The organism is Kitasatospora sp. NPDC001683, assembly GCF_053596495.1.
In genome coordinates this window covers 144984-160329 of sequence record NZ_JBSFGK010000008.1, presented here as the reverse complement: position 1 = coordinate 160329, position 15346 = coordinate 144984, and the positions used below count along the sequence as shown (strand labels likewise).

Genomic DNA, 15346 nt, shown 5'->3' with positions numbered 1-15346 from the left:
GCTGGCTGCATTTTTGGCGCTGGCCTCCTCGCTTGAGGAGGCCAGCGCCATTCTTCTTTTCCTTTGGCTCCCTCTCGATCGCCCGCCTCGCCGCCGAGGCGAGGCGGGCGATCGAGTTCCGATGTCCTGGGTTATTTAATATCTTTCGATGGCTGGGTTGAGGCCAACCCTCAGCAATCTTGGGCCAACCCTCGACTTGCCAAGGAGCCGGGCGTGATCTTTCTCTATTTGTTCAGAATTGGCTTTTCTTTCGGTGGCGCCTCCTCGATCGAGGAGGCGCCACCGATTTTCAAAAACTCTTGAAATGATGTGTGTGGGCCTCCTCCTGAGAGGAGGCCCGTACACCCGTACAGCGACGACAGTCGGGTGACAGCGGCGTGACAGTGGTGCCGGCGGCGTGACAGGGGGGTGACAGGCGGGGCGGACAGTCTGGGGGCATGACAGGAATCGCCATCGCCCCGAAGACGCGGGGAACAGTCGGGCACGCCGTCGAGGTGCGCGGCATCGTCAAGCACTTCGGCGCCACCAAGGCGCTCGACGGGGTCGACCTCACCGTCCGGGAGGGCACCGTCCTCGCGCTGCTCGGGCCGAACGGGGCCGGCAAGACCACGCTGGTGCGCGTCCTCTCCACGTTGATCAAGCCGGACGCCGGCACCGCGGTCGTCGGCGGGTACGACGTCGTGCGCCAGCCCAAGCAGTTGCGCCGCACCATCGGCCTGACCGGGCAGTACGCGTCCGTGGACGAGCTGCTCTCCGGGTACGAGAACCTCTACCTGATCGGGCGGCTGCTCGACCTCTCCAGCCGCGAGGCCAAGGCCCGGGCCGCCGAGCTGCTGGAGCGGTTCTCGCTCACCGAGGCCGCCAAGCGGCCCGCCAAGACCTACTCCGGTGGCATGCGCCGCCGCCTCGACCTCGCCGCCAGCATGATCGGCCGCCCCCGGGTGCTCTACCTGGACGAGCCCACCACCGGCCTGGACCCGCGCACCCGCAACGAGGTCTGGGACGAGGTGCAGCGGATGGTCGCCGAGGGCACCACCGTGCTGCTGACCACCCAGTACATGGAGGAGGCGGAGCAGCTCGCCGACGAGCTGACCGTCATCGACCGGGGCAAGGTGATCGCCAACGGCGGCGTCGCCGAGCTCAAGGCCAAGGTCGGCGGCCAGATCCTCCAGGTCCGCCCGGCCCACCCGGCCGAACTCCCGGAGATGGCCCGCTGCCTGCACGAGAGCGGGATCACCTCCGCCACCGTCTCCCCCGACGACGGCCTGCTCGCGGTGCCGATCACCGGCGAGGAGCAGCTCACCGCCGTGATCGGGGTGCTCGGCGGCCGCGGCTTCGCCATCGCCGCCATCGACACCAAGGTGCCCAGCCTGGACGAGGTCTTCCTCGCCATCACCGGCAAGCCCACCGCCGACGCGGCCACCGCGCCCGCCGCCGCCCCCGTCAAGGAGCCCGTCGCATGACCACCGCCACGCTCGCCCCCGCCCGGGTCGACAACGCCCCGCTCGAGGACAGCCGGATCGGCCTGGCCGGCACCCTGCGCCACATCGGCGCGCTGACCCGCCGCAACCTGATGCGGATCAAGGCCGACCCGGAGTCGATGTTCGACGCCGTGCTGATGCCGATCGTCTTCACCCTGCTGTTCGTCTACGTCTTCGGCGGCGCGATCTCGGGCGGTCAGGACGGCTACATCCAGCGCCTGGCCCCCGGTCTGCTCGGGCAGACCGGCATGACGCTGGCGCTGGCCGTCGGCACCGGCCTGAACAGCGACTTCCAGAGCGGGGTGATGGACCGCTTCCGCACCCTGCCGATCGGACGGGCCTCGGTGCTGCTGTCCAAGCTCGTGGCGGAGTCGCTGCGGGCGCTGCTCTCCTCCGCGATCCTGCTGTCCTTCGCGTTCCTCCTCGGCTTCGAGCTGAAGACCGGCGTGCTGGAGGTGCTGGCCGCGGTCGGCCTGTCGCTGGTGTTCGGCATGTCGATCGTCTGGATCTCGATGCTGCTGGGCATGTCGCTGCGCAACGCCCAGGCCGTCCAGGGCGTCTCCATGCTGGTCCTGATGCCGATGCAGTTCGGCAGCTCGATCTTCGCGCCGACCAGCACCATGCCGGGCTGGCTGCAGTCCTTCACCAAGGTCAACCCGCTGTCCCAGCTGGCCGACGCCTCCCGCGCGCTGCTCAACGGCGAGGGGGCGGTGGCCCACCCGGTGATGGTGGTGCTGATCTGGTCCGCCGTCTCGACCGCGATCTTCGCCCCGCTCGCGGTGGCCCGCTTCCGCAAGCGGACCTGAGCGAGCCGGGGTGGGGGCGGCCGGCGGCCCGGGACAGGACGCCGGCCGGGGACGGCCGGTCGGCCGGTGACCAAGGGGACGGGCACCGGCCGACCGGCCCAGGGCCTGCCCGGCGGATCGTGCCGGGCAGGCCCTACTAGTCGATCAACTCGGACAGCACGGCCTGGGTCTGTGCCTGGGTCATCCCCGTGCCGACGGCGTGGGCCGCCTCGTACCCGGCGTCCCCCAGCAGTTCCCGCAGGCAGGCCGCCGAACGGTCGCGCTCCGTGCGTTCCAGGAAGCCGCCCTTCGGACCGTTCAGCCCCCCGTGCGCGCCGAGCAGCACGGCCGCCTGCCGGGCCTGCTCGACGTCGCCGTCGCGCACCGCGAAGGCGCACAGCACCCCGACCGCGGCCGGCACCACCATGACCGTCATCTGCTCGGCGAAGCCGCTCGCCGCCGTCATCTCCAGCAGCAGCCGCCGGCCCTCGCGCAGCAGCTCGAGACCCCGGTCGGGATCCCCGGCCCGGGCCGTGACCCAGCCCCGGGAGCTGGCGACCAGACCGCTCACGATGCCCGGCACGAACCCGCCCGACGTGATCGCGTCGAGCGCGTCCAGCTCGGCCAGCGCCTGCTGGAACTCGCCGCGCTGGGCGTGGATGCCACAGAGCGTCAGGTGCCCGATCAGCAGGGCGCCGGTGGTGGACTGGTTGAGGCCGGTGCCGTCGATGGTGGCCAGCGTCTCCCGGACGATCCGCTCACCGCGGGCCATGTCCCGCTCCAGCAGGACGCTGCCGAGGTTCACCTGCAGCATCGGCACCTCGTGCGGCGCGCCCAGCGCCTCGGCCAGTTCGATCGCCCGCTCGTACGCGGCGGCCGCGCCGTCGACGTCGCCCCGGTTGGCCAGCGACTCGCCGCGGGCCGCCAGCGCCTGGGACACCCCCCAGAGGTCCCCGGCCTGCTCGAACAGCTCCAGGGAGCGCTGGCCGTCCCGGAGGCTCTGTTCCTCGCCCTCCGGCCAGTCGTTCAGCATCCGGGCCCGGACCTGCAGGGCGAACGCCAGGTCGTTCACGTCGCCGTACCGCTCGCAGCCGCGGACGGCGTCGTCCAGCAGGCCCTTCATCAGTTCCAGGCGGCCGGCGAGGAAGGCGCCGAACACCCGCATCAGCGCCGGGAACCGGTAGGCCTGCGGCAGGTCCTCGGTGTAGGTGCCCAGCAGGTGCTCCGCGATCCCGACCGCCTCCGGGTTGCCGAGCACGTCCAGGTTCCCCTCGAACAGCCCGAGCAGCCGGAACATCGCAACCAGCCGGCGGGCCTCCTCGAGCACTCCCTCGGGCATCGGCACGCCGTACGCGAGCACGTGGCGCTCCAGCGGCACCGGCGGCGGGGTGTCCGGGCCGAACGGGTCCGGGCCGAGCGCGGCGACGGCGCCGTACCAGCCGCGGGCCTCCATGCTGTAGCCGCGCAGCGACCAGTACCAGCCCATGCCGACGGCGAGGACCAGCGCCTGCTCCTCGTCCGCGAGGTCGATCGCCCGGCGCAGCGCGGCCCGGATGTTGTCCTGCTCGCGGTCCAGCACGGCCAGCCAGTGCAGTTGCCGCGGACCGTGGATGTTCAGTTCGGCGGTGGCGACCATCGCGCGGAAGTGCGCCAGGTGGCGGGCCCCGGTGGCGTCGCGCTCGGCGGCGGACTCGGCGAGGCGCTCGGTGGCGTACTCGTGGATGGTCTCCAGCATCCGGTAGCGCGGCTGGCCGCCGTCGTCGGTGAGGTCGGCCACCAGCAGGGACTTGTCGACCAGGGAGAGCAGCAGGTCGGCGACCTCCGGGGCGACCACCTCGGTGCCGTCGGCGCAGACCGCCTCGGCGTCCTCCAGCTGCCAGCCGCCCGCGAACACCGAGAGCCGGCGCAGCACCGCCCGTTCCCGTTTGCCGAGCAGGTCCCAGCTCCAGTCGACCACCGCGCGCAGGGTCTGCTGGCGCGGCAGCAGGGTGCGGCTGCCGGCGGTGAGCAGGGCGAACCGGCCGTCCAGGCGGTCGGCGATCTGGCGGGCCGTCATCACCCGCAGCCGGGCGGCGGCCAGTTCGATGGCCAGCGGCAGGCCGTCCAGGCGGCGGCAGATCTCGGCGCAGGCCTGCGGGTCGCCCTGCGGGTCGAAGCCGGGACGGGCGGCGGCGGCGCGCTCGGTGAGCAGCCGAAGCGCCACCGGGTCGGGCAGCGGCTCGACCGGCAGTACCGTCTCGCCGGGCACGCCGAGCGGCTCGCGGCTGGTGGCGAGCACGGTCAGTCCGGGGCACTCGGCGAGCAGGGTGTCGACGAGGTCGGCGGCGGCCTGGATCAGGTGCTCGCAGTTGTCCAGGACGAGCAGCATCCGGCGGTGGCCGCAGTGCTCGACCAGTCGGCGCGCCGGGTCCTCGGCACGCTTCTCGATCACTTCCGCGACCACGCTGCTGCTGTGCAGCACGATCTCGCGCAGGCCGAGCGCGGAGACCACGGCGGCGGGGACGGCCTCCGGGCTCTCCAGTGGGGCGAGTTCGGCCACCCAGACGCCGTCCGGCCAGTGCCCGGTGGACTGCTCGGCGCGGCCGGCCTCGACCGACAGCCGGGTCTTGCCGGAGCCGCCGGGGCCGGTCAGGGTGACCAGCCGGCGGTCCGCCACCAGCCGGCGCAGGGTGGCGAGATCGCCCTCCCGGCCGACGAAGCTGGTCAGTCGGCCGCGCAGGTTCCCCGCGGTGCGCGGGAGCTGGGGGGCGGGCGTGGGCGGCGCCGGCGCCGGCGCCGGTATCGGTATCGGTATCGGATCTGCCGTCGGCTCGGTCGAGTTCAGCAACTCGGCGTGGAGAGCCTGGAGTTGGCGGCCCGGGTCGGCGCCGAGCTCGTCCGCCAGGGCGCGCCTGGTGCGCTCGTAGTGGCGCAGCGCCTCGGCGGTGCGGCCGCTCTCGTGCAGGGCCCGCAGCATCAGCAGCTGCAGCGGCTCGTCCAGTGGCTGCCGTTCGCACAACTCGGCGAGTTCGGCTACCAGTTCGGCCGCCCGGCCGAGCCCGAGGTCGGCGGTGATCCGGTGACGGCGGGCCTCGTCCCGCTGCGCCTCCAGCCGGGCGGCCGGCCCGGCCCGGTCGGGCAGGTCCGCCAGCGCGGGGCCGCGCCACAGCGCCAGCGCGGCGCGCAGCCGCTCGGCGGCCAGCGCGTGGTCACCGGCCTCCAGGGCGCGGCGGCCCTCGGTGCTCAGCCGCTGGAAGTCGGCGAGGTCGGTGGCCGGACCGGTCAGCCAGTACCCGGCCGGGCCGGAGCCGACCCGCTCCCGGCCGATGGTTCGGCGCAGCCGGCCGACCAGGGTCTGCAGCGCGGCGGAGGAGTCCTGCGGCGGCTCGGCGTCCCACACCTCGTCCACCAGCAGGTCGGCCGGGACGGGCCGGCCCTGCCGCAGGGCGAGCGCGGTGAGCAGGGCCCGCAGCCGGGCACCGCCGAGCGGGACCGGTGTGCCGTCGTCGTGGTGGGCCGTGGTGGTGCCGAGGATGCCGTAGTGCACCGGTCCATTCTGGTCGATGAGCAGCGGCGGGGCCGCACAATTGTGCTGGCGCCCACCGGGCCACGCGCCCGACGGAACCGGGCGGCGCCCCTCGGACGTTCACCCGGCGCGGCTTGTCCGGTCACCGCCCCGCCCGGCATGATCGACCCCAGCCCGTATCCACCCCCTTCCTCTGCACCCGGAGCACCCACAGATGACCTTCGCCGCAACGCAGCGCTCCCGCAGCGAGGACCGCCGGATCAGCCCGGTGTTCTGGGTGCTCCTCGCCACCCTGGGCACCTCCGCCTGGGCGGTGTACTCCGGCTACGGCAACGCCTCGTTCGGGGTGTTCCTGTTCGTGGTGTCGGGCTGGATGGTCTCGCTCTGCCTGCACGAGTACGCCCACGCGCGCACCGCGCTGCACGGCGGCGACATCACCGTCGGCGCCAAGGGCTACCTCACGCTCAACCCGCTGAAGTACGCCAACGTGCTGCTCAGCTTCGTGCTGCCGATCCTCTTCGTGATCCTCGGCAGCATCGGCCTGCCCGGCGGCTCGGTCTGGATCGAGCGGAGCCGGATCCAGGGCCGGCTCAAGCACAGCCTGATCTCAGCCGCCGGCCCGCTGGTCAACCTGGTGATCGGGGCGGCGCTGCTGATCCCGGTCGGCGCGGGGTGGCTGGACAACCCGGGCCTCTCGATGGAGTGGCACGGCTTCGAGTGGCCGTGGCGCTACGCCCCGCTGGCCTGTGCCTTCGCCTTCCTCGGCCAGCTGCAGATCAGCGCCGCGATCCTGAACCTGCTGCCGGTGCCCGGCCTGGACGGCTACGGGATCGTCGAACCCTGGCTGTCGTACAGGACCCGGCGCTCGATCGAACCGTTCGCGCCGTACGGGATGCTCGCGGTGTTCGCCCTGCTGTGGCAGCCCGAGGTGCGGCACGTGTTCTTCGACCTGGTGTCCGCCGTGACGCACCTGTTCGGCATGACGGACGACAACTTCGCGGGCTACGGCCAGCTGCTGTTCCGCTTCTGGGAGAACTAGGCCCGCTCGGCCGCCTCCGCCAGCTTCGCCCTGCGCCGGTTCATCCACAGCACGTTGCTGGCCACCCCGGCCAGCGGCAGCCAGATCAGCCCGAGCCAGAAGCCCTCGATCACCGAGACCACGGCGGCCGCCAGCGCGAGGACGACGACGAGCAGGGCGAAGAGGGACGTGCGAGGCATGGCGCGGGGCTCCTAGGACCGGGTGCGGACGGCCGGGTGACGGCCGCCCCCCATTGTCGCCGACCTCACCTCCGGAACGGGTCCAGGGGTGAGGTCGACACGGCGCCCCTCGGTCACACGTCGGTGATCCGCAGGCCCGCGTGGGCCTTGTAGCGGCGGTTGACCGAGATCAGGTTGGCCACCAGCGCTTCCACCTGGTGGGCGTTGCGCAGTCGGCCGGAGTAGATGCCGCGCATGCCGGGGATCAGGCTCGCCAGTGCCCGGACGACGTCGGTGGCGGCCCGGTCGTCGCCGAGCACCATGACGTCGGTGTCGATCCGCTCCACCGACTCGTCCTGCAGCAGCACCGCCGAGAGGTGGTGGAAGGCGGCGGTGACCCGGGCGTCCGGCAGCAGGGCGGCGGCCTGCTGGGCGGCACTGCCCTCCTCGGGCTTCAGCGCGTACGCGCCCTGCTTGTCGAAGCCGAGCGGGTTGACGCAGTCGACGACGATCTTTCCGGCCAGTTCCTCGCGCAGCGCGGTCAGGGTGGCGGCGTGGCCCTCCCACGGGACCGCGATGATCACCACGTCGCTCTCCCGGGCGACGGTGGCGTTGTCGGCGCCGCGCACGCCCACGCCCAGCTCGGCGGCGGAGGCCTCGGCCCGGGCGCCGTCACGGGAGCCGATGATCACCTGCTGGCCGGCCTTGGCCAGCCGCAGGGCCAGGCCGCGCCCCTGGTCGCCGGTGCCGCCCAGGACGCCGACCACCAACTGCGAGACGTCCGGCAGCTCGTGGGCCGGGTTTGTCGCTGAATCGAGGGAAGTCATGGACTGATCTTCCCAAATCGCGGGCCGGGCGCGACATCCTGGCCCGCATGGACGCGGTGAGAGTTTCGGCACTCCGGGAGCGGCTCACGGGCACCGGCTGGCTGGAGGCGGTCGGCGGCTTCGCCGGCTCGCTGCGGCGCTCGGTGGAACGGCGCGGCGCGGGCGAGTTGCTGCTGGTCGGCACCGAGGCGTACGAGCCCTGGCACCTGGCCGCCCACCTGGAGGACGAGGCCGCCTGGTCGGCCGTCCCCCGGCTGACCCCCACCCTGCTGCGGCACCGCCCACCGGCCGCCGCCCCGGCCCACCTGACGCACGGCCTGCGGCGGCTCGCCGAGGCCGGGCGCGGCGCCACCGTGCTGGTGGTGGCCCCCGGGGCGGCGGGCACCCCGCTGCTGGAGCGGGTGCAGGACGCCCGCCGGCAAGGCGCGACGGTGCTCGCGCTGGAGGGCGCCGGCCCTGCGATCCCGGGGGACCTCGCCGGCCTCGCGCACGAGCGCCTCGCCGTCGGCACCGCCGCCGAGGAGCCCTTCGACCTCGCCCAGCACCTGGTCAGCGCCGCCGCCGGGCAGCCCGTCGGCCGCCGCTCCGCCCTGGGCCGGCTGGCCGAGCTCGCCGGGCGGCTGACCTCGACGCCCCCGCTCAGCCGCTGGTGAGGAATCCGTTGCGGGGAGTGAAGTAGCCGTCCCAGGATGGTGGTTCGTGAACGACGACGAACCACCCCGTACCCGGTCAGCCGTGCGCGCTGCTGCGCTCGCTGACGCCCGACCTGTACGTCGCCGTGCCGATGCGTCAGTCGGCACGGCGGTGGCGGCCTCGTCGTCGCGGCGCACGATCACGGGGCTACTCGGTCCCCTCGTCCTTCGGCTTGTCGCTCCAGCGCGGGTCGTTCTGCCACTCCCGGTTGCGCTCGTCCGCGATCTGCAGGGCGTGGGCGGCCTCGTCGGGAGTGGCGTACGGGCCGAGGCGGTCCTTGGCGGGGCACTCGGGGCCCTCCTCGACCTTGCCGTGCTTGATGCAGTAGAACCACTCGCCGGGCTTGCCGGTCGGCTTGCGGTGGAATCCGAGGGGCATCGCGCTCTCCCGTCCAGACGTAGGGGTGGGTACCGATCATTCCCCGGGCCGGGCCCCCGCGCACACCACCCGGGGACGACGGGGCCCGGCGGATAGACTCGCCGCCATGGCTCTCGTACCCGGCATCCAGTCCCCCACCCGCAAGGTCCCGGCGCACATCCCGCGCCCCGAGTACGTCGGCAAGCCCGCGCCGACGCCGTACACCGGGCCCGAGGTGCAGACCGCCGAGACGATCGAGAAGATGCGGATCGCGGGCGGGATCGCCGCCCGGGCGATGGAGGAGGCGGCGAAGCTGATCGCCCCCGGCGTCACCACCGACGCGCTGGACGCCGTCGCCCACGCGTACATGTGCGACCACGGCGCCTACCCCTCCGACCTCGGCTACCGCGGCTTCCCCAAGTCCGTCTGCACCTCGATCAACGAGGTGATCTGCCACGGCATCCCGGACTCGACGGTGCTGCAGGACGGCGACATCGTCAACATCGACGCCACCGCGTACATCCACGGGGTGCACGGCGACCTCAACGCCACCTACCTGGTCGGCGACGTGGACGAGGAGTCCCGGCTGCTGGTCGAGCGCACCCGGGAGTCCCTCAACCGGGCGATCAAGGCGGTCAAGCCGGGCCGTCAGATCAACGTCATCGGACGGGTCATCGAGTCCTACGCCAAGCGCTTCGACTACGGCGTGGTGCGGGACTTCACCGGACACGGCATCAACACGTCGTTCCACTCCGGCCTGATCATCCCGCACTACGACAGCGAGCGGGCCACCGAGGTCATCAAGCCCGGCATGACCTTCACCATCGAGCCGATGCTCACCCTGGGCACGTACGACTACGAGATCTGGCCGGACGGCTGGACGGTCGTCACCAAGGACCGCAAGCGCACCGCCCAGTTCGAGCACACCCTGGTGGTCACGGCGGACGGCGCGGAGATCCTCACCCTGCCGTGAACCCGTGCGGGCGCGCCCCGAGCCGAAGGGGCGCGCCGGTGTCGAAAGGGAGAAGCGACAAGCGAGGAACGAGCGCCGGAGCGCCGACCGTCGGCACCGGGTCAGAGCGGCCCGGAGGCGAGCGGGTGAGTAACCCGCCCCGAGCCGAAGGGGCGCGCCGGTGCCGAAAGGGAGAAGCGACAAGCGAGGAACGAGCGCCGGAGCGCCGACCGTCGGCACCGGGTCAGAGCGGCCCGGAGGCGAGCGGGTGAGTAACAGCCGTCAGCCGATCAGCCACTGCTCCTCGGCGACGGCGCCCACCTCGGTACAGGCGTCGGTGAGCACGTCCAGCACCCGCAGCGGGTCCGGCAGCGGCAGTTCGGGCCCGCGCAGCCACCGCACCTGGGAGCCGTCCGGCAGCGCGGCCGGCGGGAGCAGGGTGTACGAGCCGCGGCAGTGCCAGCGCAGGCCGGGGTGCTCGGACATGGTGTCCGGGGTCGAGTCGAGCGCGCTGTCCCACCACTCGTCCTCGTCCTGCGGGGTGCCGCGGGTGGCGGTGAAGAACAGGTAGCGGTCCTCGCCCACGGCGGCGACCGGGCCCTCGACGCCCAACGCGGTCAGCCGCTCGAGTGCCAGCCGACCGGCCTCGGCCGGGACGTCCAGAACGTCGTGCACCCGCCCGGTGGCGGTGACGAAGTTGGCCTGCGGGTCGCGGGAGAGCCAGCGGGAGAGCTGCTCGGGGTCGGTGGTGGCCTGGGTCTGCCAGGCGAAGGAGACCGGGTGCTGGGCCGGGGCCGGACAGGCCACCCGGTCGCAGGAGCACCGGTAGCCGGCCGGGTGGGCGGCGGGCGCGAGGGGGAATCCGGCGCGCACCGCGCCGAGCAGGTGGTCCAGTCTGGCTGCCGGGTCCGTGCCGTCGGGGCGGGCCCGCTGTCGGTCACGCTTCTGCCACCAGGTCGTCCACCTGCTGCCGGCTTCCATCGGGCCCCTTCCGCGCAACTGCCGTGCCTGGTGCGACACAGCGTTCGACGTTCCACTCCGACGCAACGCACAGCGCCCCCCGCTGCTTCCCGGGGCAGTGCTCGGCCCTGCTGTCCGCGCCCTGCCGACCGCGGCCCGGGGTCACCGGACGGCCGACGCCCGGGTCTCGGTACGCCTGTCGCGGCAGCACGCTGTCCGCGCCGGTGACGGCCGGAGGGCACGCAGACTCGCGCCTCGCCCGGCCCGTACGGGGCCCGCTGACCCGGGGTGAACCCGAGGGCGTAACAGGAAGGATAAGGGTGCGCGGGGCCTCCCGATGACCGGGGGCGGTGCCTCTCCGGTCACACCCCGGGCACTTCGTCCTCACCGGGCCTCCGCTGCGGGGTGCTCCCGGCGTGGCCACCGCGTGGAGGTGAGACCCTGGAGGGGTGAAGAGCGCGGACACCGAATTCGTCGGCGGCCCCCTGGACGGGAAGGTCCTCCCGATCCCGCTGGGGCCGATGCTCGGCGTGCCCAAGAAGTACAAGGTCCCGGTCCCCGCGCACGGTGACTCCCCCGCGCGCACACTGGTGTACGTCCGGACCAAGCAGGTGCGGGGGCTGAGCTGGTTCTGGCGCTACGAGTACGACGAGGCGGCCTCCGGCTGACGGTCCGCCCGTCCGTTCCCCCCTCGCCTCCCGGGAGGTCGGCATGGCCAGGACGGTCCGGTACGGGGACCGGCACCGCAGGAGCCGCGCGCAGGCGGCCGCCCACCACAACCGGCAGGTCGCCGGGGTGACGGCGGTGCTGCTGCTGGTGGTGTGCCTCTACTCCGTGACGATCGGCCCGGACGGCTGGCTCTGGTTCGGCTGGGCGGTGCTGCTGCTCGCCTGTGTGGCCCTGTTCCTGACCCATCCCTGAGCAGCCGCAGCGCCCGTGCCCGCCGGCTCACCGGCGGCACCGGTCCCCCCGGACCGGTCAGTCATCCTCGGCGAGGATGAGGTACAGCTTCTTGCGGGCCTCGGTCAGCACCGCCAGGCCCTTGGTGCGCTGCGCCTCGGTGCCGGTCCGCATCACCTGCTGGACCGCCTGGTCGACCGCGGCGAGCGCCTGCCCGACCTCCTGGACGGCCTCCCAGTCGACCTCCCGGCCGGCCTCGGCCCACGGCTCCGCGGGCCCGGCCTCGGCCTCGGCGCGGCCCGCCTCGGTGAGCGAGACCAGCCGCTTGCCGCCGACCTCCTCCGCGGTGATCAGGCCCTCCTCCTCCAGCAGCTGGAGGTTGGGGTAGATCGAGCCCGGGCTGGGCCGCCAGGCCCCGTTGGTCCGCTCGGTGATCTCGGCGATCATCTCGTAGCCGTGCATCGGCCGCTCCTTGAGCAGCGCCAGCAGCGAGGCCCGGACGTCACCGCGCCGGGCCCGGCCACCGCGCCGACCGTGCGGGCCGCCGCGCCGACCGCCGTGCCCGCCGAAGCCGTGCCCGAACGGGCCGCCCATCGGCCGGCCGGGGCCGCCGCCGAACGGCGGGCCGAAGCCGCCGAAGGCCGCCCGCTCCCCGAAGCCCTCCCCGGGCATGCCCCGGAAGTCCGGACCCGGACCACGACGTCGTCCGCCGCCGCGCGGGCCCTCTCCGCGGAATCGCATTCCTGAGCGCATGGCGCCCACCTCCTTGAGGTTCCATCTGGTTCTCCGAGACAGTCGAGTCACTGTCTCGATAGTTCGACGATATATCGGTGACTGTCGCTCGTCAACTGATTCCGACACGCCTCCACCGGGCGGCGCGGCCACCGACGAGCCGATACGGTGACGGGCATGGCCGGTGAACGAGACCTTGCGACCCTGCTGCGCGGGATGCGACCGCAGCTCAACCCGGGGCGGTACGTCTACTGCACCCTCCCCGCGAAGGTGCCCGCCGGGATGCGGCCGGTGGTGACCGTCGCCGAACCCGAAGGGGTGACGGTCGTGGTCCCCCAGGAGGAGGCGGACGCCCTCGGGCTGCGCTACGAGTACGTGGCGGCCTGGATCACCCTGCAGATCCACTCCGCGCTGGAGGCCGTCGGACTGACCGCGGCCGTGGCCGGGCGGCTCGCCGAGGAGGGCATCAGCTGCAACGTGGTGGCCGGTTTCCACCACGACCACCTGTTCGTCGCCGCCGACGAAGCCGACCGCGCCGTCCGGGCCCTGGCGGAGCTCTCGGCCCGCTCCGCCTGATCCGCCTGATCCGCCTGGCGGTCCCGCCGGGTGGCCGCCTTCGACCTCCGCTTCGACACTGGGAGTGTCAGCCGCCACCCACCGGCTGCCCCCACCGGAAGGAGACGGCCGCCATGGCCACCTGCGTCACCTGCGGAAACGACTACTGGCTCGCCTTCGAGATCAAGACGGTCACCGGCGACACCTACACCTTCGACAGCTTCGAATGCGCGATCCAGAAGCTCGCCCCCCGCTGCGAACAATGCGATGTCCGCATCGTCGGCCACGGCGTCGAAGTGGCCGGCAGCTTCTTCTGCTGCGCCAACTGCGCCCGCGTCAACGGCGGCCTCGGCGATCAGATCCGCGATGCCGTCGGTTCCCGCCCGGCCTGAGCCCCCTCGATGCACGAAGGCCCTCCGACCCGTGCGGGTCGGAGGGCCTTCGGCCGTTCAGGGGGCGGAAGAGCCGGCCTGTACGCCGGGAACAGTCTCCTCACGAGCAGCGACCTGCGGAAACGTCGTTCCCGGCGGTCCGATCGCCACGTGATCGCCACACCTTCGGCGACCGCCACTCACCTCGCCTCTTCAGCGGCTCCTCGTCCGTCGTGAGGCTCTCGTCAGACGGTGGTGGTGCAGACGAATCCGAGGTCGGCCAGGCCCTCGCTCTGGCACAGCCGGTCGGACGCGCCCCCGGCAGCTGTCTGCAAGAGCTGGTAGTCGGCGCCGCACTCCTTGCCCCAGTGCATCGCCGAGCGCCACAGGAGCCGCCCGAGGCCGAGGCCTCGGTATTCCGGCAGAACACCGAAGTACTGCGGGAGGAGTCGTCGCCTACCGATGGGGTCGGCCATGGTCTCCATGGGGCCGATTGCGCCTACTACGCGCTCGTCCTGGACAGCGACCAGCACGGGGCCGACGCTGTCGATCCGGGAGTGCAGGAACACGAAGCCCTCGCCGGCCAGCTTCTCGGCGAACTCGGGGAAGGTGGTCCGGATGGCTTCGGGCCGTTGGCCGAGGGCCTCGATTCCCTCAACGGCAGGTGCGTCCTGATCGAAGGCACGGAGCTGTACACGGGTAGAGGCGGCCACTGGGTCGGCGGCGTCCTGGAACCACACCACACGGGCTTTGGATGCACCGCGCCCGGCGGCGAGCTTGGCGGCCAGCTCCTCGGCCTCCGGCCGGTGTTCGCGGGCGCCATAGAGATGGACGCGCAGGATGCCGCGACCGGTGATGGTGGGGATCAGCGTGCGAGCCTGGTCCTGAACGACGGCGTCCACCAGGACATGCTCGTCCTTGTGGTCGGACCACCGCCGGCCCTTGTCGTGCGGCAGGAATTCTCCAGTGCCAGCGACGGCGAACACCTCGGCCAGAAGCTCAGCGGAAACAGCTTCGGGGTGGAGCGGCCCGAGCGTCGGAAAATACGGGACGCACATCACGGGGCGCAGCAAGTCCCAGCGCAGATCCATACCCGCACCCTACTCGCCCGCCCCGCACGGCTCAGGCCCCGACGCAGAGAGCGCCGGGGCCTGAGCGTTACTGATCAGGTGCGATCAGCGGGTGGTTCAGTGGGGGTTGTCGTCGCCCGCGTTGCACGAGCACTTCACGCTGTCCATGACGTCGTCCAGGTCGCCGACGGCGATGATCTCGGTGACGGGCGGGGTCGGGGCCGCGATCGGCCTCGTGAGGTACGGCAGGCGCTGGGCCGGGCCGTCGTCCGGGAGCGGACGCCTCGGGGAGAGTTCGACAGCTACAGCGGTCATGTCATCCTGCTTTCTTGATCCCGTGCTGGCAGTAACTTGCGAGTGGTGCCTTCGCCTCCTGGTAGTGCTTGGCCAGCGGCCGGCAGACAGTGCACGAGCCTGAGAGCTGGCAGCCGGAGCAGCCACCGGTGCGAAGCATGAGGCGGTCGGCGATGGCGCCAAGCCGGGCGAGGCCGTCGATCCCCTCGGAGGGAAGACTGATCTGGTCGTCACGGCCGATCTTGCAGATGGACACCAGCCCGTGTGGGTCGGTGTGGAAGAAGGTGTGTCCGGCGTTGCAGCCGCCGAACGGCCTGCGCATCCGCAGGTGCTCCTTGGACTGCGCGGTCAGCGTCTCCCCGCCGCCGTAGATGGTCGGCGTCATGTTGGTGAAGACGTTGTACTCCAGGCCCCAGCCCTCGCACAGGTCGATCATCGCCTGTTCCTCGGTGGCGTTGTCCTCGGTGACGATGATGCTCATCCGCAGTGGGAGCCTGGCGCGGCGGGCGGCGTTCATGCCCTGGATGAACAGGTCCCAGGCGCCCTGTCGCTGGGTCAGCTCGTCGTAGCTGGCCTTGGTCGCCCCGTACATCGACACCGTGACTCGGTAGGGCGGGCACTCGCGGAACATCTCCAGCAGGTTCTCCAGCGCAGGCGACCTCCGGAG

17 protein-coding genes and 1 pseudogene are annotated in these 15346 nt (G+C 72.4%); 9 read left to right on the top strand and 9 right to left on the bottom strand.

The features are described 5' to 3' along the window. Nucleotides 1–437: 437 nt before the first annotated feature. Both ACWCYO_RS07055 and ACWCYO_RS07050 read left to right on the top strand, forming a co-directional pair. Nucleotides 438–1463, top strand: coding sequence for an ATP-binding cassette domain-containing protein (locus ACWCYO_RS07055; protein ID WP_270147257.1), 1026 nt, complete (start codon nucleotides 438–440; stop codon nucleotides 1461–1463). After that, a complete protein-coding gene (locus tag ACWCYO_RS07050) occupies nucleotides 1460–2287 on the top strand; it encodes an ABC transporter permease (RefSeq protein WP_270147255.1) in 828 nt (275 codons plus the stop codon). Before ACWCYO_RS07055 ends, ACWCYO_RS07050 begins: the two co-directional genes overlap by 4 nt. 136 nt (nucleotides 2288–2423) lie before the next feature. On the opposite strand, the gene ACWCYO_RS07045 is transcribed toward ACWCYO_RS07050, so the two are convergent. Continuing rightward, entirely contained in the window at nucleotides 2424–5792 is a 3369-nt protein-coding gene (locus tag ACWCYO_RS07045; RefSeq protein ID WP_449783631.1) for an AfsR/SARP family transcriptional regulator, read from the bottom strand. Between the two features lie 193 nt (nucleotides 5793–5985). Here ACWCYO_RS07045 and ACWCYO_RS07040 point away from each other — a divergent pair, with 193 nt between their 5' ends. After that, nucleotides 5986–6810 (top strand): site-2 protease family protein, encoded by an 825-nt coding sequence (locus tag ACWCYO_RS07040; protein ID WP_449783630.1) that lies wholly within the window; start codon nucleotides 5986–5988, stop codon nucleotides 6808–6810. Here the strand turns inward: ACWCYO_RS07040 and ACWCYO_RS07035 are convergent. After that, nucleotides 6807–6989: a hypothetical protein gene (locus ACWCYO_RS07035; protein WP_270147250.1), complete on the bottom strand. Its 183-nt coding sequence runs from the start codon at nucleotides 6987–6989 to the stop codon at nucleotides 6807–6809. The two genes, ACWCYO_RS07040 and ACWCYO_RS07035, sit on opposite strands and share 4 nt — an antisense overlap. A 113-nt stretch (nucleotides 6990–7102) precedes the next feature. Beyond that, complete coding sequence (npdG, locus tag ACWCYO_RS07030) at nucleotides 7103–7795, bottom strand: NADPH-dependent F420 reductase (protein ID WP_270147248.1); 693 nt, start codon at nucleotides 7793–7795, stop codon at nucleotides 7103–7105. A gap of 47 nt (nucleotides 7796–7842) precedes the next feature. Here npdG and ACWCYO_RS07025 point away from each other — a divergent pair, with 47 nt between their 5' ends. Beyond that, nucleotides 7843–8448: a hypothetical protein gene (locus ACWCYO_RS07025; RefSeq protein WP_270147247.1), complete on the top strand. Its 606-nt coding sequence runs from the start codon at nucleotides 7843–7845 to the stop codon at nucleotides 8446–8448. Nucleotides 8449–8635: 187 nt separating this feature from the next. On the opposite strand, the gene ACWCYO_RS07020 is transcribed toward ACWCYO_RS07025, so the two are convergent. Continuing rightward, complete coding sequence (locus tag ACWCYO_RS07020; protein WP_270147246.1) at nucleotides 8636–8866, bottom strand: hypothetical protein; 231 nt, start codon at nucleotides 8864–8866, stop codon at nucleotides 8636–8638. 106 nt (nucleotides 8867–8972) lie between these two features. On the opposite strand from ACWCYO_RS07020, the gene map reads away from it, so the two are divergent. Then, the gene (map, locus tag ACWCYO_RS07015; RefSeq protein ID WP_270147244.1) at nucleotides 8973–9818 is read left to right on the top strand and encodes a type I methionyl aminopeptidase; all 846 of its coding nucleotides are present in this window, start codon (nucleotides 8973–8975) and stop codon (nucleotides 9816–9818) included. Between the two features lie 261 nt (nucleotides 9819–10079). On the opposite strand, the gene ACWCYO_RS07010 is transcribed toward map, so the two are convergent. Next, nucleotides 10080–10778, bottom strand: a complete 699-nt coding sequence (locus ACWCYO_RS07010; protein WP_270147242.1) for a bifunctional DNA primase/polymerase — start codon at nucleotides 10776–10778, stop codon at nucleotides 10080–10082. Between the two features lie 428 nt (nucleotides 10779–11206). Here ACWCYO_RS07010 and ACWCYO_RS07005 point away from each other — a divergent pair, with 428 nt between their 5' ends. Then, nucleotides 11207–11425, top strand: coding sequence for a hypothetical protein (locus ACWCYO_RS07005; protein ID WP_270151507.1), 219 nt, complete (start codon nucleotides 11207–11209; stop codon nucleotides 11423–11425). Nucleotides 11426–11468: 43 nt separating this feature from the next. Then, on the top strand, nucleotides 11469–11678 hold the full coding sequence (locus ACWCYO_RS07000; protein WP_449783629.1) for a hypothetical protein: 210 nt from the start codon (nucleotides 11469–11471) through the stop codon (nucleotides 11676–11678). Nucleotides 11679–11735: 57 nt separating this feature from the next. On the opposite strand, the gene ACWCYO_RS06995 is transcribed toward ACWCYO_RS07000, so the two are convergent. Continuing rightward, complete coding sequence (locus ACWCYO_RS06995) at nucleotides 11736–12410, bottom strand: PadR family transcriptional regulator (RefSeq protein ID WP_405000712.1); 675 nt, start codon at nucleotides 12408–12410, stop codon at nucleotides 11736–11738. A 156-nt stretch (nucleotides 12411–12566) separates the two neighbouring features. On the opposite strand from ACWCYO_RS06995, the gene ACWCYO_RS06990 reads away from it, so the two are divergent. Together ACWCYO_RS06990 and ACWCYO_RS06985 are read left to right on the top strand one after the other, a co-directional pair. Further along, the gene (locus ACWCYO_RS06990; protein ID WP_270147239.1) at nucleotides 12567–12965 is read left to right on the top strand and encodes an ACT domain-containing protein; all 399 of its coding nucleotides are present in this window, start codon (nucleotides 12567–12569) and stop codon (nucleotides 12963–12965) included. 113 nt (nucleotides 12966–13078) lie between these two features. Further along, complete coding sequence (locus ACWCYO_RS06985) at nucleotides 13079–13336, top strand: Prokaryotic metallothionein (RefSeq protein ID WP_270147237.1); 258 nt, start codon at nucleotides 13079–13081, stop codon at nucleotides 13334–13336. A gap of 224 nt (nucleotides 13337–13560) precedes the next feature. Here the strand turns inward: ACWCYO_RS06985 and ACWCYO_RS06980 are convergent, their stop codons facing one another. From ACWCYO_RS06980 to ACWCYO_RS06970, 3 genes and pseudogenes are all read right to left on the bottom strand, one after another. Beyond that, entirely contained in the window at nucleotides 13561–14406 is an 846-nt protein-coding gene (locus ACWCYO_RS06980; protein WP_449783628.1) for a GNAT family N-acetyltransferase, read from the bottom strand. Between the two features lie 96 nt (nucleotides 14407–14502). Continuing rightward, complete coding sequence (locus ACWCYO_RS06975) at nucleotides 14503–14700, bottom strand: hypothetical protein (protein ID WP_097238145.1); 198 nt, start codon at nucleotides 14698–14700, stop codon at nucleotides 14503–14505. Nucleotide 14701: 1 nt separating this feature from the next. Then, a pseudogene (locus ACWCYO_RS06970) lies at nucleotides 14702–15322 on the bottom strand (radical SAM protein); the annotation flags it as partial. Nucleotides 15323–15346 lie beyond the last annotated feature (24 nt).